A 22,316-nucleotide genomic window follows, 5' to 3' on the forward strand; every position below is an offset into this window, starting at 1 on the left:
CCAAATCATATTCCATATCCACAACCCACACCAATAAGAGAGAATTTCACGATGAATGCACTCCTTCAAGAGCAAGACCTGCCTGTTTTAGAGTTGATGGCCAAGACCGTCCGATTCCTCGCTGCCGATATGGTTCAAGCTGCCAATAGCGGGCATCCCGGAGCCCCCATGGGATTGGCCGATGTGGTGAGCGTCCTCTCCTTTCACCTGCGCCACTCTCCTAAAAATCCCCAGTGGCTCAATCGCGATCGTCTCGTCTTTAGCGGGGGTCATGCAAGTGCGATGATCTATTCGCTCCTCCATCTTTGGGGCTATGATCTGCCCCTAGAGGAGCTCAAGCGATTTCGCCAAAAAGATTCCAAGACGCCCGGTCACCCTGAGTTTGGACATACAGCGGGTGTAGAGATCACCACGGGACCTCTAGGGCAGGGCGTGGCCAATGCAGTGGGCTTTGCAATGGCGTCTAAATATGCCGCTCACCTGCTCAATAGCGAAGAAACAACGCTCATTGATCATAAGGTCTATTGTCTTTGTGGTGATGGAGATTTGGAGGAGGGAATCAGCTATGAGGCCTGCTCTCTAGCGGGACACCACCAATTGGACAATTTGATTCTCATTTATGATTCTAACAATATCACCATTGAGGGCGAGCTCTCTTTGGCCTTTAGCGAAGATGTGAAGGGGCGATTTGAGGCGCAAGGATGGGAGGTCTTTGAGGTGTGCGGTCATGACGTTTTGGCGATTCATAAAGTGTTTAGCGAGGCCAAGCGAGCGGATAAACCTGTGCTCATCATCGCCAAGACTACGATTGCTAAAGGGTGCAAGACAATGGAGGGGTATGCTAAAACGCATGGAGCACCCCTAGGCGAGGAGGAGATTCGTGCCTCTAAGGAGAAAAACGGCTTTGACCCAAGCGAGAAGTTCTATATCCCTGAGGCGGCTCTTTTGCGTTTTAGGAATGCTCTTGAGATGGGGGAGACGATGGAGAATCTCTGGAATGAGAAACTCCAAAAGGCCCCAAAAGAGAAGAAACAACTCCTTGAGCAGCTCCTCTCCCCTGATTTCTCGGCGGTCGATTTCCCCGTTTTTGAAGAGGGCAAAAAGATCGCCACGCGAAGTAGCAATGGAGAGATTCTCAATCGCCTCTCTAGTGCTCTTCCGGGCTTTATCGGGGGGAGTGCTGATCTAGCCCCCTCTAACAACACCGACCTTAAAGGGGCGGGCAACTTCCCTATGGGGAAAAATTTCCACTTTGGAATCAGGGAGCACTCTATGGCGGCGATCACTAATGCGATTGCCAATTATGGGCTCTTTATGCCTTTTTGCGCGACCTTTTTTGTCTTTAGCGACTACATGGCGCCCTCAGTGAGGGTCGCCTCCATCATGGGTGCGAAAAATTACTTCATTTGGACGCACGATAGCATCGGCGTAGGCGAAGATGGAGCGACTCACCAGCCTATTGAGCAGCTCACCCACTTCCGTGCCATGCCTGGACTCTATCTCTTTAGACCCGCTGATGCCAATGAAAATGTCGCCTGCTGGCAGGTCGCCCTCCGCCTCAAAGCCCCTTGCGCCTTCGTCCTCTCCAGGCAGAATCTCCCCGTGCTTCCAAGGGTTGAGAGTGAGAAAGTGGCCAAGGGAGCCTACACGATTAGGGCGTGTGAAAATCCAGCGATCGTGCTTCTAGCCACGGGTAGCGAGGTCTCTCTTGCTCTGGAGACGGCGGAAGTTTTGGCCAAAGAGGGGGTGAGTGTTAATGTGGTGAGCGCCCCTTGCTTTGATCTTTTGGTCGCACAGGATAAGCGCTATCTCCGCTCCCTCTTTCCTGAAGGAGCCAAGGTGATCGCCATCGAGGCCTCTAGGGGATTGGAGTGGTATCGTTTTGCGGATGAGGTGATAGGAATGGATAGCTTTGGCGCTTCAGCCCCTGGGGATGAGCTTTTTGCACACTTTGGATTCACAGTGGAGAATCTTCTCTCCAAAGCCAAAGAGCTTTTGGGACGCTAAAAGCGTGCTAGAGAGGCCGACTCTTTATCTCTTCTCCACGGGGAGGGCGCTAGAGGGATTTTATCGAGCGCAGGATGAGGGCTTTTTGCCCTATGCGATGACCTTTGAAGGGTTTCTCTCTACGATTAGACTTTTTCCTCAAAAAAAGCGCCTCCCCTCCTCTTTGCGCCCTCTTTTTCTCTCCATTGCCGCCTCCAAGGTCGAGGTGGAACGCCTCGGATTTGAATCAAACTTCCTCTCTTTTTTGGAGAACTCCCCCTTTTTCCTCTCCTTTTTTGATGAGCTCGCCTCCGTGGGAGTCTCTTTGCCCTCGCTCGCCTCCTTTGATGTTTATGATGAGTATGGAGATCACCTTGGGGTTTTAGAGCGTCTTTTGGAGGCCTACAAGAGCGAGCTTGAAGGGTTTGGCTACATTGATGAAGCACTCTTTGAGGCAGAATTTTACGAGGAGTTTGTGCGGGGGTATGGAGAGATTCGATTCCTGGTGGAGGGTTTTTTGAGTCTCAAAGAGATGGAGCTCTTAAACCAAGTCGCCTCAATCACCCCTTTGGTGGTCACCTTGGAGATTGATGGCTACAACCTTGACTACTATCGCCGTTTGGGGATGACCAAAGAGGAGCTGGAGCGAAATTATCGCTATGAGATAGAGTGGGGGAGCCAGATGATTCTCTCTAAAAAAGCCCTCCCGCCTCTTGGAAGTGTGAATGCTTATGCTTTTGGGTCGCGGCTGGATCAAGTGGCGCTCGTGCTAGAGAGAATCCATACTTGGGTGAATGAAGGAATCGAGCCTGAGAGAATCGCCATCATCCTGCCTGATGAGCGATTCGCCGACTATCTTCGACTCTTTGATAAAGAGCGCAACTTCAACTACGCGATGGGAGAGCGTTTCAGCGATTCTTCTCTCTTTCTCTCTCTCCAAAAAGAGATCGAGCGCCTCGAATCTCTCCCGCCTCCCGCCTCTCTTTTGGAGCTCTCCCCTTTGGGATTGGAGGCGCTTAGAGCGTTTACGCTTGAGCTTGAGAGCCAAGGAGAGATCGAAGCCTCTAGATTGCTACAAGAGGGAATCACTCTTTTAGCCCCCTTGGAGAGAATCCTAGAGAATCGCCCTCCTTCAGAGATACTCCGCCTTCTGCTCAAAGAGTTTGCCACAAGAAGAATCGATGATGTGGGCGGGGGAAGAATCCGTGTCATGGGGATTTTGGAGACGAGAGGATTGAATTTTGATCGCGTGGTGGTGGTCGATTTTAATGAGGGGCTCATTCCAAAGCCCAGCGACAAAGACCTCTTTCTAAACTCCTCCATCCGCGCCAAGTGCCATCTTCCCACCCGCTTAGAACGGGAAAATCTCCAAAAGCACTACTACCTCTCCCTTCTGCGCCGCGCCAAAGAGAGCGTGTTGGCTTTTGTGAGCAACGAACAAAATGAGCCCTCTAGGATGCTTTTAGAGCTTCAAACCCCGATTTTTTCAGGCAAAGAGCTTTATGAGCGCACGCTCTTTGGGGCTCCCAGAGAACATAAGGGTTTTGTGGAGGAGATCATCGATTCGATTCCGTGGGAGAGGGAGCGCTTCTCTCACTCTAGGCTTCAGAGCTTTCTTTTGTGCAAGCGCCAATACTACTATCGCTACATCCGAGGCTACAGCCAAAGAGAAGAGGAGAATGAAAGTGCTTGGCTAGGAAAGACGGTGCATCGGTGGCTCAAAGAGAGCTTTGATCCATCCATTTCCCAAAAAAAGAGGCGTGAACATTTTCTCTCACTCCTTCAAAAGGAGCGATTCCCCAGTGCGAAACTCGCTTTTGAGGCGAGAGCCACCGCTAAAAAGATGGAGCGATTCTTTGAACGCGAAAAGGAGCGTGCTAAAGAGGGGGCCCAACCCCTTTGGCTAGAGGAGCGCGTGGAGTTTGAGGTGGAGGGGATAGATTTTGTGGGTTTTATCGATCGAGTGGATCGAGTGGGTGAGGAGTATTGGATATTAGACTACAAGCTCAAAAAAGCTCTCAAGGTTGACAAAGAGCGCGACTTAGAGAAGACGAGCGACTTTCAGTTTGCCCTCTACGCCCAAGCCCTCCGCCAAAGAGTTGGAGGGGCGGTGGCGATTCGCGCCTTTTATTATGATCTATTTAAAGGCACGCTTGAAGAGGAGGAGTATCTAGAGGAGAAGATCGCTCTGCTCCCCTTGCGCCTAGCTAGGCTAAAGGAGAAGAATCTCTCCTTTGAGCTTTGCGAAGATGCAAGAGTGTGTCGCTATTGCGCCTATGCCGCTATTTGCGACCGAGAAGATTAAGGATTCGAGAGAAAAAGAGGAGCGAGAGGGTGAGGAGCAGGAGCTTGAAGACCCACTCTGATTGAATATGCATGGAAGCAAAAGCCGAGCTCCCTGTCGCCTCTTCGCCTAATTTTTGAGCCTCAATGATATAGGGGGTGTAGTAGAGCGTGAAGAGGAAAATGCCTATTACACTAAGACCGCCAAAGAGAAGGAATGGAGGGCGTGAGGCTCCAAGTTTGAAGGCGAGAATCTCATAGGTGATAATGAAAAAAGCGGTGAAGTTGAGCAGGTAGCCAAATTTCACAAAGATTTGGGTCATAAGAATCCCTGAGTGAAACTTGGTGAGGGGAAGATCAGGGAGGTAGAACCACGCTTTAAAGATGACGGGAGCGCCAAAAACCCCTAGAGCGATAATCGCCCCGATGGTGACTCCGAGTACCCAAAGATAGAGGGTTTTAGCTAGGGGAAGGAGGAGTTTGCCTTGAAACATCTTTTTCCTTTAGGATAAACTTTCTCCCATTCTAGCCCAAAAACCATTGGAGGTAACTTTGAAAATCTTGCTCGCCCCTAGCGAATCAAAAATTTTCCCCACCCACCAAGCCTCTAGAGCGCTTGAGTTTATTTTTCAAGGAGGAGGAGCGCGAGGGCGTACTTTGGAGGCGTATGAGGAGTGGATGAGGCAGGGTAGCGAGGCGGAGATTTTGCGTCTTTGGGGGCAGAAACGCCTAGAGCTAGAGGCACTTGGTTTTTGCCAGAATCTTGCGCACTCCCCAAGGGAGAAGGCGATTAGACTCTATAATGGCGTAGCCTTTAAGGCGCTTGAGTATGAGACGCTTCCTTTGGAGGCGCAAGAGTGGGTGGATCATTCGACATTAATCTTCTCCAATCTCTTTGGAATCATCCTTGCCAAAGAAGAGATTCCCTACTATCGGCTTAAACAGGGGAGTAGCTGGGAGGGATTTGAGACTCGACGCTATCATCAGGCGTTTGAAGCGGAGCTTTTGGAGTGGCTAGGGGATGAGGTCATTGTCGATCTTCGTGCTGAGTTTTATCATGCCAGCTTTACCCCTTTAAGCCCCACCTATCGCCCCCTCTTCTACCAAAGAGGCAAAAAGGTGAGCCACTACGCCAAGCATTATCGTGGGCGCTTTTTGCGTCAGCTAGCCCTCAGGGGCGAAGAGGCGCTCTATGGGCGGAATATCCTAGAAGAAGAAGGGGTGTTACTCAAAGGAATCTCAGTGAAGCAAAACCTCCATTTGATGGAGTTTGAGCTACTTCATTGAGTTGGGTCTAAAGTTTCTTAAGATACAATCAAGCCGCAGTTTTCCAAACGCAATTCTATTTCCCTCACCAAATGGAGCGAACTCATGGTAAAAATCACTGAAAACAGCTTGCGGGACGGTCATCAATCCCTTCTAGCGACAAGAATGCGCACAGAGGATATGGTCGAAGCCGCCAAGCTTTTGGAGCAAGTTGGATTCCACAGCGTTGAGGCTTGGGGTGGGGCGACCTACGACACCTGTCTGCGCTACCTCAAAGAGGACCCTTTTGAGCGCCTTGCGACCTTCAAAGCGATCTTTCAAAAGACCCCTATTCAGATGCTCCTTCGAGGTCAAAATCTCATCGGTTATCGTCACTATGCCGATGACACCGTGAGAGAGTTCATCCGACTCTCCGCCCTTCATGGCGTGGATATCTTCCGAATCTTTGACGCGCTCAATGATATTCGTAACCTTGAGGTCTCCATTGAGGAGGTGAAAAAGCAGGGCAAACACGCTCAAGGGGCGATTAGCTACACTGTCTCCCCTGTGCACACCACAGCAGGGTTTGTTGAGTATGCCAAGGAGCTGGTGAAGCGAGGATGCGACAGCGTCTGCATTAAAGACATGGCAGGGCTCATCACGCCTATGGCGGCGTTTGAGTTGGTGAAGGCGCTCAAAGAGAGCCTCTCTGTGCCCGTGCAGTTTCACTCTCACTCGACCGCAGGTTTTGCGTTTGGTTCTCACCTCAAAGCCGTCGAGGCAGGAGCGGATATTCTTGATCTTAGCAACTCTGCCCTAGCGGAGGGGACGAGCCACCCTTGCGCCCAGTCCATGGTGGCGGCACTTGCGGGGACTCCTTATGACACCAAGCTCAATCTAGAGCCCATGGAGCAGGCGGCGGAGATTTTGAAGCGCCATCGAAGAAAATATAAGAAGTTCGAATCTGAATACAATCAGATTGACACGCGAGTTTTGGTGAGCCAGATTCCTGGAGGGATGATCTCCAATATGGCCAATCAGCTCAAAGAGCAAAACGCCCTCAACCGCATGGATGAGGTGTTGCGTGAGATTCCTAAGGTGCGAGAAGATTTTGGTTTCCCTCCTTTGGTGACCCCCTCTAGCCAGATCGTGGGCACTCAAGCGGTGCTCAATGTCCTTATGGGAGAGCGATATAAGACGATCACCACCGAGACGAGAAATCTTGTTCGTGGCCTTTATGGCAAGAGCCCCGCGCCCATTAGCGAAGCGCTCAAGGCAAAGATTCTAAGTGAGGGCGAGACACTCATTGAGACACGCCCTGCGGATAGTTTAGAGCCTGAGATGGAGAGGGCAAAAGCGGAGAGTGTGGAGTTTGCTAAAAACGAAACGGATGTGATCTCCTATGCCATTTTTGGTGCGATGGCCAAGAGCTTCCTCGTAGAGCGTAACGAGGGCAAGCTTGCGCCTGAGCCTTTGACACTCTTTGAAGATTATGGGCATGAGCCTTTGGCTAAGGAGTTCACTGTGACCGTGCATGGTGAACAGTATCAGGTTAAGATCGAAGGCAGCGGCACCAAAGAGGAGGGGCTTCGACCCTTCTTTGTGCGCGTGGATGGCGAACTCAAAGAGGTTTTTGTCGAATCCAACGAGGGTGCAGGTGGAGCGAGTGCTTCTTCTGCGAGCACTAAAAAAAGCGGTGGTCTTCCCCACGCCACTAAACAGGGGCACATCATCTCTCCGATGCCGGGCACTCTAGCCAAGATTAAAGTGAAAGTCGGAGATTTGGTGAAGGCGGGCGATACGCTAGCGGTCGTGGAGGCGATGAAAATGGAAAACGAGGTGCTCTCCACTATAGATGGCACCGTGAAGGAGATTTATGCCGAGGAGGGGACGAGCGTCTCCAATAATGTAGCGATCATGCTTATCGGCTAATTCCATGGAAGGGGTGCTTAGCGTCAGCGAGCTAAATATCCAAGTCAAATCATTGCTGGAGGCGACTTTTCTTCAAGTCGCCGTGAGGGGTGAGGTGAGCAATCTCACCTACCACACCAGCGGCCACATCTATCTCACTCTCAAAGATTCCTCCTCTTCTATCCGTGCCGTGCTTTTTAAAGGCAATGCCTCACGCCTCAAATTTCGTCTCGAAAATGGAATGGATGTGACGCTTTATGGGGGGCTTGGGGTCTATACGCCTAGGGGTGAATATCAGATCATCGCCCAAAATGCTGAGCCAACAGGCGTGGGAAGCTTGGCTTTGGCCTTTGAACAGCTCAAAAAGGAGCTTGCCGCACTTGGCTATTTTGACCCCGCGCACAAAAAACCCCTCCCCCCCTTTCCCTCCACGATCGCCCTCCTCACCTCCGCCACAGGAGCCGCCTTGCAAGATATGCTCCGTGTGGCGACTAAGCGATGGCCTTTGGTCAAAATCATAGGGTTGAACACCTTGGTGCAGGGAGAGGGAGCCAAAGAATCGATTGCTAAAAATATCGCCTACGCCGATTCTCTTGGAGTGGATGTGATTGTGGTGGGGCGCGGAGGCGGAAGCTTGGAGGATTTGTGGGCGTTTAACGAGCGAATTGTGGCCGAGGCGATCTATCACGCCAAGACCCCGATCGTCTCGGCGGTGGGGCATGAGGTGGATGTCGTCATTAGCGACTTTGTCGCTGATTTGCGCGCACCCACTCCCTCAAGTGCTATGGAGCTTATCCTCCCTGATTGCTCCGAATGGCTCATACGACTGGATGGATTCTTGGATGAGTTTCGCCGTGCCTTCAATCGAATCCTCCAAAAGAGGGAATCGGAGCTCAAATCCCTCCAAGATTCTCTAGATCGCCTCTCTTTGGCGGCGCGTCTTAAAGAGAGAGAATCAAGAATCAAAGAGCTCTGGAGTAGCCTCAATCAGGCGATGCGCCATCAACTTCGCCGCCAAGAATCACAGCTAGAGCCATGGCGTGGAAGGTTTGAGGGGGCTTGGGAGATGCTATGGCGTTTTAAAACGCAGGAGGTGGCGGGCTATATAGAGCGCTACAAGGAAGCTGATCCTCTCAAATGGTGTCACAAAGGCTACGCGCAGGTGGTTTCCCATAAAGAGGTGAAGACGCTAGAGGCGCTAGAGAGGGATGAGGTTTTTGAGCTTCTAGATGGGAAGTGGAGAGTGCAGGCTAAAGTGTTAGAGAAAGAGAAGATGGGGATTAGGGATGTTTAAAGGAGTGATGAGGATGAAGGGATTTTCGTGGGGCGTGTTGTGGCTTTTTCTTTGTGCGGGAGGCTTGGAGTTTGCGTTTGCATCGACTTTTAGCGACAAAGGGTTTTCGCTGAGCGGTGAGGTTAAATATAAAGAGTTGAAGTATTTTGACTATGTCAATCCTGAAGCACCCAAAGGAGGAGCGATCAAGCGCTATGAGATTGGAGGTTTTGACACGCTCAACGCCTTTGCGCTCAAAGGGACGCCAGCGGATGGCTTGGAGCTTCTTTATGACACGCTCACGGTGCATTCCGAGGATGAGCCTTTTAGTGAATACGGGTTGGTCGCGGAGCGAATTCAGCGCGCCAAAGACAATAGCTTTGTGATCTTTCATCTCAATAAAAACGCTCGATTCCATGATGGCAACCCTATCACTGCTTTTGATGTGGAGTTTAGCTTCAACACCCTTATAGGAACGGGAAACCCCGCCATTAAGCGCTACTATGAGGATGTCAAAGAGGTGGTGGTGGTTGATAAATACACCGTCAAATTCAACTTCTCCAACAAAGAGAATCGAGAGCTTCCTCTTATTCTTGGACAGCTAAGAATCCTCCCTAAGCACTTCTATGAGAATCGTCCCTTTGGCGAGAATCCTCTGGAGATTCCCCTAGGAAGCGGACCGTATAGGATTCTCTCTTTTGAGACGGGTAAAGAGATCGTCTATGAGCGAGTCAAAGATTATTGGGCCCAAAAGCACCCCACGCGCCTTGGCTATTTCAATTTTGATCGTGTGGCTTATGAATATTATAAGGATGAGACGGTGGCCTTGGAGGCGTTTAAGGCGGGAGCCTATGATTTTCGCCAAGAGAGCGCTGCGAAGACATGGGCGCTAGGGTATGAGGGCGAGCCGCTCAAAAAAAAGCAGATCATCAAAGAGGAGATCGCCCACTCTCTGCCTAGCGGAATGCAGGGCTATTTTTTCAACACACGCCGTGATCTCTTCAAGGATATTCGCGTTAGGGAGGCGCTCTCTTACGCGTTTGATTTTGAGTGGAGCAACAAGAATCTCTTCTTTGGGCAATACACCCGCACCAAGAGTTTTTTTGACAACTCTGAGCTGGCCTCTTTTGGCACCCCTTCACCCCAAGAGCGCGAATGGCTTACCCCTTTTAAAGAGCAGCTTCCCGAGGGAATCTTTGATCAGCCTTTCACCCTGCCCACCACCAAAGGTGATGGAAATATCCGTCCCCAGCTAAAAAGAGCTCAGCAGCTCCTCAAAGAGGCGGGCTATGAGATTAAAAATAAGAAATTGATTCACACCACCACAGGTCAACCCTTTGTCTTTGAGCTTTTGCTGCTCTCTCCAGCGATGGAGCGAGTCGCTCTCCCCTTCAAGCGAAATCTCGCCACACTGGGAATCGAGATGAAGATTCGCACCATCGACCTCACTCAATACATCAATCGACTTCGAGAGTTTGACTATGACATGATCGTGGGCGTCATCGGGCAGTCCCTCTCGCCTGGGAATGAGCAGCGCTACTACTGGCACTCCAGCTCCAAAGATGAGCGAGGAAGCAAAAACTATGCAGGAATTGACCATCCCGCTGTGGATCGCCTTGTGGAGATGGTGGTCAATGCCAAGGATCGAAGAGAACTAGTGGATTACACGCGCGCTTTGGATCGGGTCTTGCTCTGGAATCATTATGTCATTCCTCACTTTCACAATCGCACCTTCCGCGTTGCCCACTGGAATCGCTTCTCTCGTCCCAACATCTCCCCTCTGTATGGATTGGGATTTTGGACTTGGTGGGTCGATCCGCAAAAAGAGGAAGAGCTACTCAAAGCGCGTCCTGCGCTAAAGAGGCGGTGAGAGCTTGGGCGCTTATATCTTCAAGCGACTTTTGCTCATTCTCCCTACGCTCTTTGGCATCATCACACTCAACTTTTTTATCATTCAAGCAGCACCTGGAGGACCCGTGGAGCAGATGCTAGCCAAGCTAGAGCATATCCAAGGGGGAGCACAAGAGCGAATCTCCTCTAGCTCTAGCGAGGTGAGCCTGAGTGTTTCGGGGCAATATCGCGGCTCCAAGGGCTTGGATGAGAGGTTGATCAAAGAGATTGAGAAGCTCTATGGCTTTGATAAACCCCTCCATGAGCGCTATTTTCTGATGCTTAAAAACTACCTTGTCTTTGATTTGGGGGAGAGCTTCTATCGCCAAAAAAGAGTGGTGGAGCTGGTGGTGGAGCGCCTCCCTGTCTCTATTTCTCTCGGGGTTTGGAGCACGATTCTTATCTATCTCATCTCCATCCCCTTAGGAATCAAGAAAGCCGTGAGACATGGGAGCTCTTTTGATGTGGGAAGTAGCTTCATCATTGTCCTTGGGAGCGCGATTCCCGTCTTTCTCTTTGCCATCGTGCTGATTATCTTCTTGGCAGGCGGAAGCTATTTGCAGCTCTTTCCGCTTCGAGGATTGGTGAGCGAAGGGTTTGAGGGGTTGAGTCTGGGGGGTAAGATTTTGGATTATCTTTGGCATATCACTCTGCCTGTCGCCTCTTTGACGATTGGAGGGTTTGCCTCACTCACCCTCCTAACCAAAAACTCTTTTCTCGAAGAGATCAATAAGCAGTATGTCTTCACGGCGCGCGCCAAGGGGGCGAGTGAGCGAAAAATTCTTTATGGTCATGTCTTTAGAAATGCGATGCTTATCGTTGTTTCAGGTTTTCCCGCTGCTTTCATTGGGATGTTTTTTGCAGGCTCTCTTTTGGTGGAGATCGTTTTTTCACTCGATGGGTTGGGCCTTTTGGGGTATGAATCCACGCTCAATCGAGACTACCCTGTGATGTTTGGCACGCTCTATATTTTCACCCTCATTGGGCTCATCACCACGCTTATTAGTGACCTTGTCTATACGCTCATTGACCCAAGAATCGACTTTGAGAGGCGCGCATGAGAGAGATGACTAGACGCCGTTTGGAGGTTTTCAAAAGCAACAGGCGCGCCTACTATTCGGCCTATCTTCTGCTTTTCTTGGTGCTCCTCTCGCTTTTAGCGCCCCTGATTGCCAATGATAAGCCGCTTTTGGTTCGCTATGAGGGGCGATTTTACTTCCCGATTCTCAAGGCCTACAGTGAGACCACCTTTGGAGGGGATTTTGAGACACCAGCCAACTACAAAGACCCCTATGTGGAGGAGCTTATCCTTGCCAAAGAGGGGAGGGTGGTGTGGCCTTTGGTGCGCTACCGCTATGACACCATCAACTATGATCTCAAAGCCCCCGCCCCCACGCCTCCTGATGATCATAACTGGCTGGGAACGGATGATCAGGGGAGGGATGTGCTGGCGCGCCTCATCTATGGCTATAGTGTATCTTTGGCATTTGGTTTTTTGCTCACGATCCTAAGCTCTCTGGTGGGGGTCGCCGTGGGCGCGATGCAAGGCTACTACGGGGGTAAGGTTGATCTTTTGGGGCAGCGATTCATCGAGATATGGTCGGGGATGCCGATGCTCTTTTTGCTCATCATCCTCTCTAGCTTCGTGGAGGCGAGCTTCTTTTGGCTTCTTGGAATCATGCTTCTCTTCTCTTGGATGAGCTTGGTGGGAGTGGTGAGGGCAGAGTTTTTACGTGGAAGGAATCTCGAATATGTCCGCTCTGCTAAGGCGCTTGGGGTGAGTCATGGGGTGATTATGCGCCGCCATATCCTGCCCAATGCGATGGTGGCGACTCTCACCTTTTTGCCCTTTGTGATGAGCGGCTCCATTGCCACGCTCACCTCGCTTGATTTTCTAGGGTTTGGGCTCCCTAGCGGAGCCCCCTCGCTGGGTGAGCTTTTAGCGCAGGGCAAACAGAATCTCCATGCTCCTCATTTGGGGCTTTGTGCCTTTTTCTCTATCGCCTTTTTGCTCTCGATTCTTGTTTTTGTGGGCGAGGGGTTGAGGGATGCGTTTGACCCGAGGCTCTCTTTATGAATCTATTGGAAGTTAAATCACTAAAAGCCCGTTTCAAGCGGGGAGGATTTGCCCTTGAATCGGTCAATTTGACGCTCAAAAAAGGCGAGTGTGTCTCGATTGTGGGAGAGAGCGGGAGCGGGAAGTCATTCCTTGCACAGCTCATCGTGCGCCTCTTCCCCCAGGGGAGCGTGGAGGTGGAAGAGGGGGAGATTCTTTTTTTGGGGGAGAATCTCTTGGACTTTTCCCAAGAGCGCCTAGAGGGGGTTAGAGGGAGTGAAATCGGCTTTGTTTTTCAAGAGCCGCTCATCTCGCTCAACCCTCTCCATACCATTGAAAAACAGCTGGCCGAGGCGATTTTGCTTCACCGCTCGCTCTCTAGAGAGGAGCTTAAGAGAGAGATTGGCGCGCTCTATGCTTCTGTTGGGCTAGAGGCGCTAAAAGGGCGTGCGAAAATCTATCCCCATGAGCTAAGCGGCGGCCAGCGTCAGCGCGTGATGATCGCCATGGCACTAGCCAACTCTCCCAAGCTTTTGATTGCGGATGAGCCGACCACAGCGTTGGATGTGAGCGTGCAGAAGCAGATACTCGACCTCCTCTTTAGGCTCAAAGAGGAGCGGGGAGTCTCGCTCCTTCTTATTAGCCACGACCTAGGGGTGGTGCGCCACTATGCCGATAAAGTCTATGTGATGAAGGGGGGCAAAGTGGTCGAATCGGCTTCCAAAGAGGAGCTCTTCGCCCATCCCAAGCACCCCTACACCCAAGCCCTCCTCTCTTCTCTCCATCTCCCTCTTAAAGAATCCCCTCCCTCTAGGGGTGAGATTCTCTTGGAGGCGGAGAATCTGGATCTCTCTTTTGTGCTAAAGAAGGATTGGCTAGGTCGTCCCAAGGAGTATTTGAGGGCGCTCTCCTCCATCTCTTTGAGGCTTCGCGAAGGAGAGAATCTAGGAATCGTTGGAGAGAGCGGGAGCGGGAAGAGCACGCTTGCGCTTGCGCTTTGCAAGCTCCTCTCTTTTGAAGGTCGATTGAGGATGGGTCATGAAGAGATGGCCAAGATGGAAGAATCGCGCTTTCGCCCTTTTCGCTCCATGATTCAGATCGTATTCCAAGACCCTTATGGCTCTTTGAGTCCGCGCTTAAGTATAGAGGAGATTTTACGCGAGGGATTAGAGGTGCACTTTCCCGCCCAAAAGGAGAGTTTTGAGAGGCGAATCATTGAGGCGCTGGAGGGAGTAGGGCTAGAGAGCTCCTATCGCTATCGCTATCCCAATGAGCTAAGCGGCGGTCAGCGCCAGCGGGTCGCCATTGCTCGTGCTCTTATTTTGAGACCTAAAATATTGATTTTGGATGAGCCAACCAGTGCGCTGGATCGAAGCATTGAGCATCAAGTGGTCGCGCTTTTGCTTGAGCTCCAAAAACGCTACAACCTCACCTATCTCTGCATCAGCCATGATCTAAGGGTGATTGGGGCCTTGAGCGATAGGGTGGCGGTGATGAAAGGCGGTAGGCTTATCGAGGAGGGTGAAACCTCTTTGATTCTTCAATCCCCCACCCACCCCTATACTCAAGAGCTCATCGGCTCTCTCCTCTTATGAAGCGCTGGCTTTTCGCGCTACTCTTGGCGCTTGGCGGATTGAAGGCGTATGAGGCGCCACTCTCGCTATCAGCCATCCTCAAAGAGGTGCACCAAGCCGCGCTCTTCACCCTCTATGCCCCCTCTTATGGCTATCTCTACTGCTCGCTCTATGGGGCGGTTGCTCCTTTGTACACTGATAGCGATTCTCCTTGTCAGATCGATCCCAAAAAGGCAAGGGAGATGCGCTACCATGCGAGGAATTTCACCCTGAGGCAGCTTTATATGGAGCAGCAGTATCGCTTAGGTTATGTGCAGGGATTTTGCCTTCTCCAAGCGGGCGCCCATCTCTTTAATGCGACTCTTATCAAGGAGGGCTACGCGGTGGCGCAAAACAGTGAAACTAGCGGTGAGAGCGAACTTTTGCGCGGAGAGCTCTTTAGGCTCGAAGAGATCGCAAGACGCGAGCAAAAAGGATTGTGGAAAGAGTGGAAAGAGGAGATGGAGTGCCTTTCGTTGATTGCCAATTCGAGGCGGTAGGGAGTGTAGATAGTGAATTGGCTGGCTTTTTCTTGTATGGGGCGTAAGAGTAGGAAAGAGCTCTTTTGAGATGAGGAAAACCATTATTATCATCCATGAAATTTATGGAATCACTGAGAATCTTAAAAAACTATCCAAAGAGCTAGAAGCAAAAGGGTATAGAGTTGTTTTACCATCATTGTTCTTGGATAACTATAGTGGAGATAATGAAGAGTATTCCTATAAGAAATATTTTGCTGAAGTTGGATTTGATAATTCTATAGGCAAAATAGATAAAATAATTGAAAAGAATGGCGCTGATAGCATTGTCTTGATTGGGTTTAGTATTGGTGCGACACTCGCTTGGATGAAATCTAATGATCTTAGAATCAAAGGTGTTATTGGTTTCTATGGATCAAGAATTAGGAATAATCTGCTGATAAATCCTCTGATTCCTACGAAATTATACTTTTGCAATGAAGCAACTTTTGAGGTTGATACTCTTATAGAGAAATTAAGAATAAAGAATAATCTTGAGCTCACTAAAATAAAAGGTGATCATGGTTTTTATTCAAAATTATTATTTAATCACAATATGATTCAGGAAACAAATAAAATAATATTTAATGATTTGGATAAAATTTATATTAACATATAGAATTAAGACGCTTAACGCAAGATACAATCTCACAAACTATTTGAAGCGTTTGTGAAAACCTTTGACCAAGGATTACTAATGTTTTTAAACCAAATACGCCTATTGATTGCGCTTATTCTTTCTGCTAGTAATTTTCTGCTTTTTCTCTTTCCTGGTCTAATGATTGCAGAGTTTGTAGTGCAGTTTATTGAGAATCGATCGCTCTTGTTAGAGCATGGTGGGTGGGTGGTTTTTATTGCAATGATGATGATGTTGCTTTATTTGCTTCGAGATATGCTCTTTGGCACAACAGTTAAAGGTTTTACGCAAACTGCACACAAGATTGAAGCAGGTGGAGAGTTGGATTGGATTTACCAGCTTTTTGATCCAGTAAGAAGGCGGTTTGGTTTGCAGGTGAGTCTTTATTTGGAGCAAGGAGAGGAAATTAATGCTTTTGCAGTTCGTACTCTTTTTCACAAGGCTGTAGTGATATCTGAGGGGCTTCTTCGTCATCTGCAAGATAATATAGAAGAGGCTGGGCAGGCCTCTGCGCTACAAGCAATAATTGCTCATGAGCTCTCCCATCTAAAACATTGGGATTTTTTGCCTGGTCTTATTATTTATGCCAATGAGCAAGCTGCTGGTAAGCTTGAAGCAATTTTGCACATCGGTGTTGAGCTTGTCACTCGAATGGTTTTAATGATTCCTTTTTTTGGTGCTTTTATTGGAATAGGTCTTGCAGTGCTCTACCGTATTAGTCGCTTGGCGACAGGTTTTTTTGCTTCTATGGTTGTGCGACCACTTTTTACGCTCAGCGAGAATGCTATTGGTCGAAGCATTGAATATCGTTGTGACAGGGATGCCGCCAAAACAATAGGCTCAGAAGCAACAGCAAAAGCACTAAGTGTTCTTGGTGGTGAAAGCTATACTTCTATCTTTTCGACTCACCCACCAGCGTTACTGCGTGCGACCCGTGCTTACGGCGTAAAGCACAAGGGGGATAGCTGTATTGGAGGCGGCTTTATACCCGTGGTATTTGGGACTTTCTGGCTAGTATTTTTGGGCTTTTTAACTTTTGCTTCTTGGGTCTACATAAGTGATTTGACTACTTTTCAGAGCGTATCAAATACTGTTTTGTTGCAGCTTATTCCAGTATGGCAATTTTCGATTAAGCCTATAATGGTGCAGGCTATGCCATTGTTAAATTTTGCATCGTCTTTTTGGGATTTCATTTTAATAATCCATGAACAGTTGGGTGTTTGGGCGAAAAATGGAGTTTTGTGGGCGCTAGATTATAGTCGGCAATTAAATATAAGGGTTTTTCATGAGTGGCAACACTATCTGAGAATTTTTCTTTGGAGTGTATTGTGGATACTTTTAATTCATGTAATCTGGCGTATTGTTGATGGGGCAATTTTGCAGATCAAAATCCTAATGATTCGCCCAAAAATCAATAGAGTCCAGTCCACTCCTATTGATTGGGCGCTCTTTCAAGCGATTGAGCACAAAAATCCTAAAGCAGCCTACGAAGCCATTAAGGCTGGTGCTAATCTTTGTGCTACACTTTCTGATGGAAGAGATCTTGTCACCTTTGCGCAAGAGAGTAAATGCAGAAAAATGGTTCGTTTTTACAAGAGGGTTGGATTAAAACCTAAAATTTAATGCAAGCCTTCTCTCTTAATGCTACAGGAATGCTTATTCTAACGAATATAGTGTGAAACAAACTTCGCGTAGTTATCCAGTATCTCCCCTCCGCGCCTAAAGCCCAGCGCACAAGCCTCATAAGCATAAAAGACATTGGGTTGGTAAAAGAGTCCTTGGTGAAGATTGGGCTCGACAAACTCCTGATAGAGCGGAGGAAAATTCCCATACGCTCCCGCTTTTTCGCTGAGAATCTCCCCTTGCTCACTCCATATCTGCACGCTCTCGCCCTCACGACCAAAGGCGTGCTTCTTGACCTGCTTCTTGCCCTTGAGGGGCTCAAAGGAGCTCTCTAGAAGCAGAGAGTGGTTAGGGAAGAGGTCCCAAAGGATTTTGAGCATCCGCTTGGATTGAAAGAGGAGGGTGTAGGCGGGATTGAGGAAGATGGTGTTTTTATTCCGTATCATTCCCTCTATAAGTAGCGCCATCTCAGGCTCATCAATGGCGATATTTTCCCATGGAATGAGCTTGAACCAAAATTCATAATTCTGGTCGTTGAAAAAGAGCCCCGATTCTTCATCGAGCTTTGCCTCATGCACATAACTAAAGGCCGTCTCAAAGCCGCTCTCCCTAGCGATCTGCTCCAAAAGTCGCATGGTCATCTCTTCTTCAAGACTCCCCTCTATGCTGGAGAAGAGAATCTTCCATCCCTCATAGACTTCATCAAAGCGTGCGGGATCATCCCCTAGGGTGATCATTCGTTTGAAGTTCTCGCCGATGGCTTGATAGAGATTATTGAATTGGAGATGATTCTCCATGCCATTGGCCTTGAGGAGCGCCCATTGGATGATCGCCGTCTCATAGACCATCGTTGGAGTGTCGGCGTTGAATTCCAAAAGCTTAATGGGTCGCCCCTCCAGCCCTCCTGCAAAGTCAAAGCGCCCATAGATGTGCCAATGCACCTCATTTTCCCAGCTCATCTTGATGCTCTCGATGAGGTTGAAGGGAATTCCAAGCTCAAAGAAGAGGTTGTTGTCAATCACGTATTGTCCCGCTTCGACAAACATATCATAGAGCTCATTGGCGGCGCTATAGAATCCTTCCGCTTCCGCTTCGCTTAGCACGACCGCCTCGTTGGCGACATAGGAGGTTTGGTTGGGATCGGTGTGCCAAGCAAATCCGATGCTCTCTAAAAACTCATTGGAGAGCGGTTTAAGGGTCTTGATCTCCATGGTTTTAACCTCCATAGCTAGGTGAAGAGCTAGAAGAGGAAGAGGAGGAGGGAGCGGAGCTAGGCGAAGAAGAGGAGCCAAAATACCCCCCTTTGGCGCTACTTGGCGTGCTGCTTGCTCCTGTAGAGGTGCCTCTAGGGGCGGTGGCGCTACTAGAGGATTTAAAAGAGTTTTGGCTGCGCTCATAGGCTTGAGGGGATTTGTAGGTGGCGCGTTGCTGGGCTTGGTAGTTGGGGTTATTAAAGAGTTTGCTTCCAATCCAGCTTCCAAGCATCGCTCCCGCCATTGAAGCAAGAATCGTCTCTCCTAGCGAGAGGCCCATGCCTCCGGGGTTAGTGAGCTGAGAGGTGCCTTGCTCAATTTTGGCAGCCTCCTCCTTGAGGAGCTTATCCACCTCTTCTTGGGTGAGCATTCGCTCTTTGCCTGAGGGGTCTTTGAGGACGATTCGAGTGGTCTCACTGGGGTATTCTTCCAGAATCTTGTAGCCTCCTTGGGGCTGCTCTTCGATAATGACGAGCGCTCCCTGCTTCTCTTTGATCTGTGAGAGAGGCTCGCTCTTAGAAGAGGAGTTGTTATCGCACCCTTGCAGTCCTACCGCGATTAGAGCGCCCAAGCTACCGATGATGGCATAGTCAGAAATCTTTCGTAAATGTCTCATGAGTCTCCTTTTGCGAATAGGGGATTATATCCAAGGAGTCTTTTGGCTTTTTGAAAAGAGCTTTATTGATATTTCAACTATAAAATATTATTATTACTTAAAATAATTTGAAATGCAAAGGAGACCCCTATGGAAAACCTAAGCCGGCGGCGATTCTTTAAAAAAGTCGCTCTCGCTTCGACCCTCTCCCTTGCACCCCTATCTGTGCAAGCCAAAGAGGAGAAAACGAATCAAAAGAGAATCGCCTCTATCATTGATTTGACCTTGTGTGATGGGTGCGAGGGGGAGGCGATGCCTCTTTGCGTGAAGGCGTGTAGAGAGAAGAATAGATCCAGCTTCCCTGAGCCTCAAAAACCGATTATGGACTATTGGCCGCAAAAGTTTCATGAAGATTGGTCGGATAAACGCGAGCTCACTTCGCGCCTCACGCCTTACAATTGGACTTTTGTGGAGAAGCTAGAGGTCGAGGGGCAAAAAGTTTTTGTTCCTAGGCGCTGTATGCACTGTGATGATGCGCCCTGTCAAAAGCTCTGCCCCTTTGGGGTGATCGGCAAGAGCGAGCAGGGGGCAGTGAGCATCGACCCTGATTTTTGCATGGGAGGTGCAAAGTGCCGCGATGCCTGTCCATGGGGAATTCCTCAGCGTCAAGCGGGAGTAGGACTCTATATGAAGCTTGCGCCCAAGCTTGGCGGAGGCGGAGTGATGTATAAGTGCGATATGTGCAAAGATCTTCTAGCCAAAGGAGAGAAGCCCGCTTGTGAGGTGAAATGTCCCAAAGGAGCGATCATTTTTGGGGAAAAAGAGGCGATGAGAGCGGAGGCTAGGAGGCGCGCTGAGCGCATTGGAGGCCATCTCTATGGGATGGATGAAAATGGGGGAACGGCGACTTTTTATATCTCCAAAGTGCCTTTTGAGAAGATTCACGCCGCCATCCAAAGCGAGAAGGAGCTCAAAGGGGATAAGAAGCCAGGGCGACCCCATATGAAGGTCGGGCTTAAAAACCCAATGGAAAAGGGCGAAAATCTCGCACTGGCTACGCTTATGGCACCCGTGGCGGGAATCTTTGCTGCTGGAGTGGCCGTCTATAAAGGTAGAAAAGAGAGGGGAGAAGAGCAATGAAGGTGAATCGACAGAGTCTATCCAATCGTGTAGTTCATTGGCTTACCGCCCTCTCGATCTTTTGGCTGATTGTGACGGGAGTGGGGCAGATGCCCGTCTATAAGCGCTATTTTGTGACGGAGATTCCGGGATTTAGCTTTTTAGGAAACTATTTCACGACACTCAATCAGCACTACATCGCTGGAGCGATTTTGATTGCGGTGGGCTTTTATCACCTTTTCTATCATGTGATGCGAAGAGAATTTGATATTTTGCCTAGGCGAGGGGATGTGCGTGCGAGCATTGCGGTGATCAAAGCGATGCTAAAGGGTGAGCCTGAGCCCCCAAGCGAAAAGTATCTCCCTGAGCAGAGGCTGGCCTATGCGTTTATCGCCCTGACGATTCTTCTTATGGGGGTGAGTGGAATCATGAAGTCATGGAAGAATCTCACGGGCAATGAGCTGAGTGATTTTTGGCTCTATTGGGCGGCGACCCTGCACAATGCGGGGATGATGCTCTTGATCTTTGGAATCATCGCTCACCTTGCCGCCTTTTGGCTTAAGCCCAATCGCAAGCTTTTGGGGGGCATGGTGCATGGAAAGGTCGAGGCGCACTATGTGCTGGAGCGGCATGGAAAATGGAAAGAGGGAATCAAACGCGCCCAAAAGGCGCTAGAGCGAGAGGCTTAAGCGCTCTCCTCTATTTTCAGCGTGGGGGCGGAGCCTTCGATGAGGTAGCGGAGCACAGCCATGCGCACAGCCACTCCATTGGTGACCTGTTCTAGAACCTTGCACCTTGGGTCTTTGAGCATCTCATCGTCAATATCGACATTGCGATGCACAGGACCGGGGTGAAGCAGAGCGATTTTTCGATCTCCTAAGAGCTCCTTGGTGATGCAAAAATCACTCGCGTAATCTTTGAGGCTAGCATAGATGGGGTGCTCGTGGCGCTCTGTTTGTGTGCGCAGGCTCATGATCGCATCCACCTCGCCGATTACCTCTTGGAGGCGGTCATGTTGTCGCAGGTTGGTCTTGGGCATGAAGTGGGGCGGAGCGATGAGAATCACCTCCATGCCAAATCGCCCCAGAAGCTCAATGTTGCTATTGGCCACGCGTGAGTTACGAATATCGCCTACAATAGCGATCTTTTTGCCCTCCACTCTCCCTAGGCTTCGCTTTAGCGTGAGGAGGTCAAGGAGCGCTTGGGTGGGATGAGCGTGGGCTCCATCCCCTCCATTGACGATAGAGCAGCTGGTGTGTTTAGCCAAAAGATTGGGCACACCCGCGTTTTTGTGACGCACCACGATGGCACTAGGAGACATGGCGTTGAGGTTGGCGGCGGTGTCAAAAATCGTCTCTCCCTTGGTGGTAGAGCTTCTAGAGACATCCAGTCTAACCACCTCTCCTCCTAGGCGTTTCACCGCGATCTCGAAACTGCTCAATGTGCGTGTGGAGTTTTCAAAAAAGATCGTAATGACCAATCGCCCTTTGAGGTGGTTTCGATGCTTGGTGTCTAGATAACCCTCCGCCTCATCCAGCAGGCCTATCACCTCCTCTTGGCTCAAATCCCTCGTATTAATTAAATGCCGTATCAAAATCACCCCCTTGTTTTTGACTGGTTTTTACAGATCAAGCGTGGCTAGAATCTCTTCGTTGATTCTATCGAAACTCTCGACTATTTTGCCCCCATGATCTTTGATGAAGTTTTGGGCACTCTTCTTGGTCTCAAAAGGAATCAGTTCATTTCCCATGGGGCCATAGACATCGCTATGAATCACATAGATCGCTTTTTTGCCATCGAGCTTCTTTTGGGCGTAGTAATCGGTCACCTCGATGGAGAGAATCGTCTCGTTGAAATCCTTGATATAGTGGGTGGGGTGAAGAATGAACTTCATCATATCTTTCACGCCATCAAAGTAGTGGGCGTGACCCGATTCGGTGGTGATTTTGGCTGCCCATCGCGGATATTTGGCGACAAACATCCCGCAAACGGGACATTTAGCTTTGTGGGGAACTTCGATTCTCTCGTTGGCGCCAAAGCTGGCACTTTTTTGAATCTTTACATCCCAAAGATAGTAAAAGAGCGCTTCGCTCTCTCGTTGACCCAGTTTGCCACAAGCACCCCCTTTAAGAATCGCCTCTTGAAGCTTTTTGGAATCGGAGTGACTTTGCCAAGGAAACTCAGGGCAGTTTTGGAGAAAGATCTTTTCTCCCATGGGGTAGAGGCGCTTTTGTTTCACTTCATCGCTAGGAGTGGCACCTAGAAGCATAAGCGGAAGCAGGGAGAGGAGGCCAAGACGAATCGCCAAAGACAT

The 22,316-nt window shown here is 49.6% G+C and carries 19 protein-coding genes; 14 read left to right on the forward strand and 5 right to left on the reverse strand.

Going from position 1 to position 22,316, the window contains the following annotated elements; genetic code table 11:
* The first annotated feature begins 51 nt into the window (after positions 1-51).
* Both tkt and WS_RS02755 read left to right on the forward strand, forming a co-directional pair.
* Entirely contained in the window at positions 52-2,007 is a 1,956-nt protein-coding gene (tkt, locus tag WS_RS02750) for a transketolase (RefSeq protein ID WP_011138495.1), read from the forward strand.
* Positions 1,913-4,291 carry a PD-(D/E)XK nuclease family protein gene (locus tag WS_RS02755; protein ID WP_129545356.1) on the forward strand — a complete coding sequence of 793 codons (2,379 nt, stop codon included), beginning with the start codon at positions 1,913-1,915 and terminating at the stop codon, positions 4,289-4,291. Before tkt ends, WS_RS02755 begins: the two co-directional genes overlap by 95 nt.
* On the opposite strand, the gene WS_RS02760 is transcribed toward WS_RS02755, so the two are convergent.
* Positions 4,269-4,763 carry a DUF4149 domain-containing protein gene (locus WS_RS02760; RefSeq protein WP_011138497.1) on the reverse strand — a complete coding sequence of 165 codons (495 nt, stop codon included), beginning with the start codon at positions 4,761-4,763 and terminating at the stop codon, positions 4,269-4,271. The genes WS_RS02755 and WS_RS02760 overlap by 23 nt on opposite strands.
* Before the next feature lie 58 nt (positions 4,764-4,821).
* Between WS_RS02760 and WS_RS02765 the strand changes: the two genes are divergently transcribed.
* The 10 genes from WS_RS02765 (at position 4,822) to WS_RS02810 (ending at position 17,035) form a co-directional block, all read left to right on the forward strand.
* The gene (locus WS_RS02765; protein WP_049770630.1) at positions 4,822-5,556 is read left to right on the forward strand and encodes a YaaA family protein; all 735 of its coding nucleotides are present in this window, start codon (positions 4,822-4,824) and stop codon (positions 5,554-5,556) included.
* Between the two features lie 84 nt (positions 5,557-5,640).
* Complete coding sequence (gene oadA, locus WS_RS02770) at positions 5,641-7,446, forward strand: sodium-extruding oxaloacetate decarboxylase subunit alpha (RefSeq protein ID WP_011138499.1); 1,806 nt, start codon at positions 5,641-5,643, stop codon at positions 7,444-7,446.
* Positions 7,447-7,450: 4 nt separating this feature from the next.
* The gene (xseA, locus tag WS_RS02775; RefSeq protein WP_011138500.1) at positions 7,451-8,719 is read left to right on the forward strand and encodes an exodeoxyribonuclease VII large subunit; all 1,269 of its coding nucleotides are present in this window, start codon (positions 7,451-7,453) and stop codon (positions 8,717-8,719) included.
* Positions 8,720-8,732: 13 nt separating this feature from the next.
* Complete coding sequence (locus tag WS_RS02780; protein WP_129545357.1) at positions 8,733-10,568, forward strand: extracellular solute-binding protein; 1,836 nt, start codon at positions 8,733-8,735, stop codon at positions 10,566-10,568.
* Between the two features lie 4 nt (positions 10,569-10,572).
* Entirely contained in the window at positions 10,573-11,649 is a 1,077-nt protein-coding gene (locus WS_RS02785; RefSeq protein ID WP_011138502.1) for a microcin C ABC transporter permease YejB, read from the forward strand.
* Positions 11,646-12,665, forward strand: coding sequence for an ABC transporter permease (locus WS_RS02790; RefSeq protein WP_011138503.1), 1,020 nt, complete (start codon positions 11,646-11,648; stop codon positions 12,663-12,665). Before WS_RS02785 ends, WS_RS02790 begins: the two co-directional genes overlap by 4 nt.
* Complete coding sequence (locus WS_RS02795; RefSeq protein WP_011138504.1) at positions 12,662-14,239, forward strand: ABC transporter ATP-binding protein; 1,578 nt, start codon at positions 12,662-12,664, stop codon at positions 14,237-14,239. Before WS_RS02790 ends, WS_RS02795 begins: the two co-directional genes overlap by 4 nt.
* The gene (locus WS_RS02800) at positions 14,236-14,757 is read left to right on the forward strand and encodes a thermonuclease family protein (protein ID WP_011138505.1); all 522 of its coding nucleotides are present in this window, start codon (positions 14,236-14,238) and stop codon (positions 14,755-14,757) included. The genes WS_RS02795 and WS_RS02800 overlap by 4 nt, the downstream gene beginning before the upstream one ends.
* Positions 14,758-14,827: 70 nt before the next feature.
* Positions 14,828-15,394: a dienelactone hydrolase family protein gene (locus WS_RS02805; protein ID WP_011138506.1), complete on the forward strand. Its 567-nt coding sequence runs from the start codon at positions 14,828-14,830 to the stop codon at positions 15,392-15,394.
* Positions 15,395-15,472: 78 nt separating this feature from the next.
* Entirely contained in the window at positions 15,473-17,035 is a 1,563-nt protein-coding gene (locus tag WS_RS02810; RefSeq protein WP_041571714.1) for a M48 family metallopeptidase, read from the forward strand.
* Between the two features lie 38 nt (positions 17,036-17,073).
* On the opposite strand, the gene WS_RS02815 is transcribed toward WS_RS02810, so the two are convergent.
* Both WS_RS02815 and WS_RS02820 read right to left on the reverse strand, forming a co-directional pair.
* Positions 17,074-18,246 (reverse strand): glutathionylspermidine synthase family protein, encoded by a 1,173-nt coding sequence (locus WS_RS02815; protein WP_011138508.1) that lies wholly within the window; start codon positions 18,244-18,246, stop codon positions 17,074-17,076.
* Between the two features lie 4 nt (positions 18,247-18,250).
* Entirely contained in the window at positions 18,251-18,904 is a 654-nt protein-coding gene (locus tag WS_RS02820) for a UPF0323 family lipoprotein (RefSeq protein WP_011138509.1), read from the reverse strand.
* A 129-nt stretch (positions 18,905-19,033) separates the two neighbouring features.
* Here WS_RS02820 and WS_RS02825 point away from each other — a divergent pair, with 129 nt between their 5' ends.
* Positions 19,034-20,023: a 4Fe-4S dicluster domain-containing protein gene (locus tag WS_RS02825; protein ID WP_011138510.1), complete on the forward strand. Its 990-nt coding sequence runs from the start codon at positions 19,034-19,036 to the stop codon at positions 20,021-20,023.
* Positions 20,020-20,691, forward strand: a complete 672-nt coding sequence (locus WS_RS02830) for a formate dehydrogenase subunit gamma (RefSeq protein ID WP_011138511.1) — start codon at positions 20,020-20,022, stop codon at positions 20,689-20,691. The genes WS_RS02825 and WS_RS02830 overlap by 4 nt, the downstream gene beginning before the upstream one ends.
* Here the strand turns inward: WS_RS02830 and WS_RS02835 are convergent.
* Both WS_RS02835 and WS_RS02840 read right to left on the reverse strand, forming a co-directional pair.
* Positions 20,688-21,596, reverse strand: coding sequence for an aspartate carbamoyltransferase catalytic subunit (locus WS_RS02835; protein ID WP_041571715.1), 909 nt, complete (start codon positions 21,594-21,596; stop codon positions 20,688-20,690). The genes WS_RS02830 and WS_RS02835 overlap by 4 nt on opposite strands.
* A 27-nt stretch (positions 21,597-21,623) precedes the next feature.
* Complete coding sequence (locus tag WS_RS02840; RefSeq protein WP_011138513.1) at positions 21,624-22,316, reverse strand: nitrous oxide reductase accessory protein NosL; 693 nt, start codon at positions 22,314-22,316, stop codon at positions 21,624-21,626.

It is taken from the genome of Wolinella succinogenes DSM 1740 (assembly GCF_000196135.1).
Classification (GTDB): Bacteria; Campylobacterota; Campylobacteria; order Campylobacterales; family Helicobacteraceae; genus Wolinella; species Wolinella succinogenes.

What these genes read in the sequence shown, in the direction of transcription:
- WS_RS02760 (WP_011138497.1), bottom strand. Translation starts at nt 4,763, where the DNA reads ATGTTTCAAGGCAAACTCCTCCTTCCCCTAGCTAAAACCCTCTATCTT.
- xseA (WP_011138500.1), top strand. Translation starts at nt 7,451, where the DNA reads ATGGAAGGGGTGCTTAGCGTCAGCGAGCTAAATATCCAAGTCAAATCA.
- WS_RS02815 (WP_011138508.1), bottom strand. Translation starts at nt 18,246, where the DNA reads ATGGAGATCAAGACCCTTAAACCGCTCTCCAATGAGTTTTTAGAGAGC.
- WS_RS02840 (WP_011138513.1), bottom strand. Translation starts at nt 22,316, where the DNA reads ATGTCTTTGGCGATTCGTCTTGGCCTCCTCTCCCTGCTTCCGCTTATG.
- WS_RS02780 (WP_129545357.1), top strand. Translation starts at nt 8,733, where the DNA reads ATGAAGGGATTTTCGTGGGGCGTGTTGTGGCTTTTTCTTTGTGCGGGA.
- WS_RS02800 (WP_011138505.1), top strand. Translation starts at nt 14,236, where the DNA reads ATGAAGCGCTGGCTTTTCGCGCTACTCTTGGCGCTTGGCGGATTGAAG.
- WS_RS02830 (WP_011138511.1), top strand. Translation starts at nt 20,020, where the DNA reads ATGAAGGTGAATCGACAGAGTCTATCCAATCGTGTAGTTCATTGGCTT.
- WS_RS02795 (WP_011138504.1), top strand. Translation starts at nt 12,662, where the DNA reads ATGAATCTATTGGAAGTTAAATCACTAAAAGCCCGTTTCAAGCGGGGA.
- WS_RS02820 (WP_011138509.1), bottom strand. Translation starts at nt 18,904, where the DNA reads ATGAGACATTTACGAAAGATTTCTGACTATGCCATCATCGGTAGCTTG.
- tkt (WP_011138495.1), top strand. Translation starts at nt 52, where the DNA reads ATGAATGCACTCCTTCAAGAGCAAGACCTGCCTGTTTTAGAGTTGATG.
- WS_RS02810 (WP_041571714.1), top strand. Translation starts at nt 15,473, where the DNA reads ATGTTTTTAAACCAAATACGCCTATTGATTGCGCTTATTCTTTCTGCT.
- WS_RS02805 (WP_011138506.1), top strand. Translation starts at nt 14,828, where the DNA reads ATGAGGAAAACCATTATTATCATCCATGAAATTTATGGAATCACTGAG.
- WS_RS02790 (WP_011138503.1), top strand. Translation starts at nt 11,646, where the DNA reads ATGAGAGAGATGACTAGACGCCGTTTGGAGGTTTTCAAAAGCAACAGG.
- WS_RS02825 (WP_011138510.1), top strand. Translation starts at nt 19,034, where the DNA reads ATGGAAAACCTAAGCCGGCGGCGATTCTTTAAAAAAGTCGCTCTCGCT.
- oadA (WP_011138499.1), top strand. Translation starts at nt 5,641, where the DNA reads ATGGTAAAAATCACTGAAAACAGCTTGCGGGACGGTCATCAATCCCTT.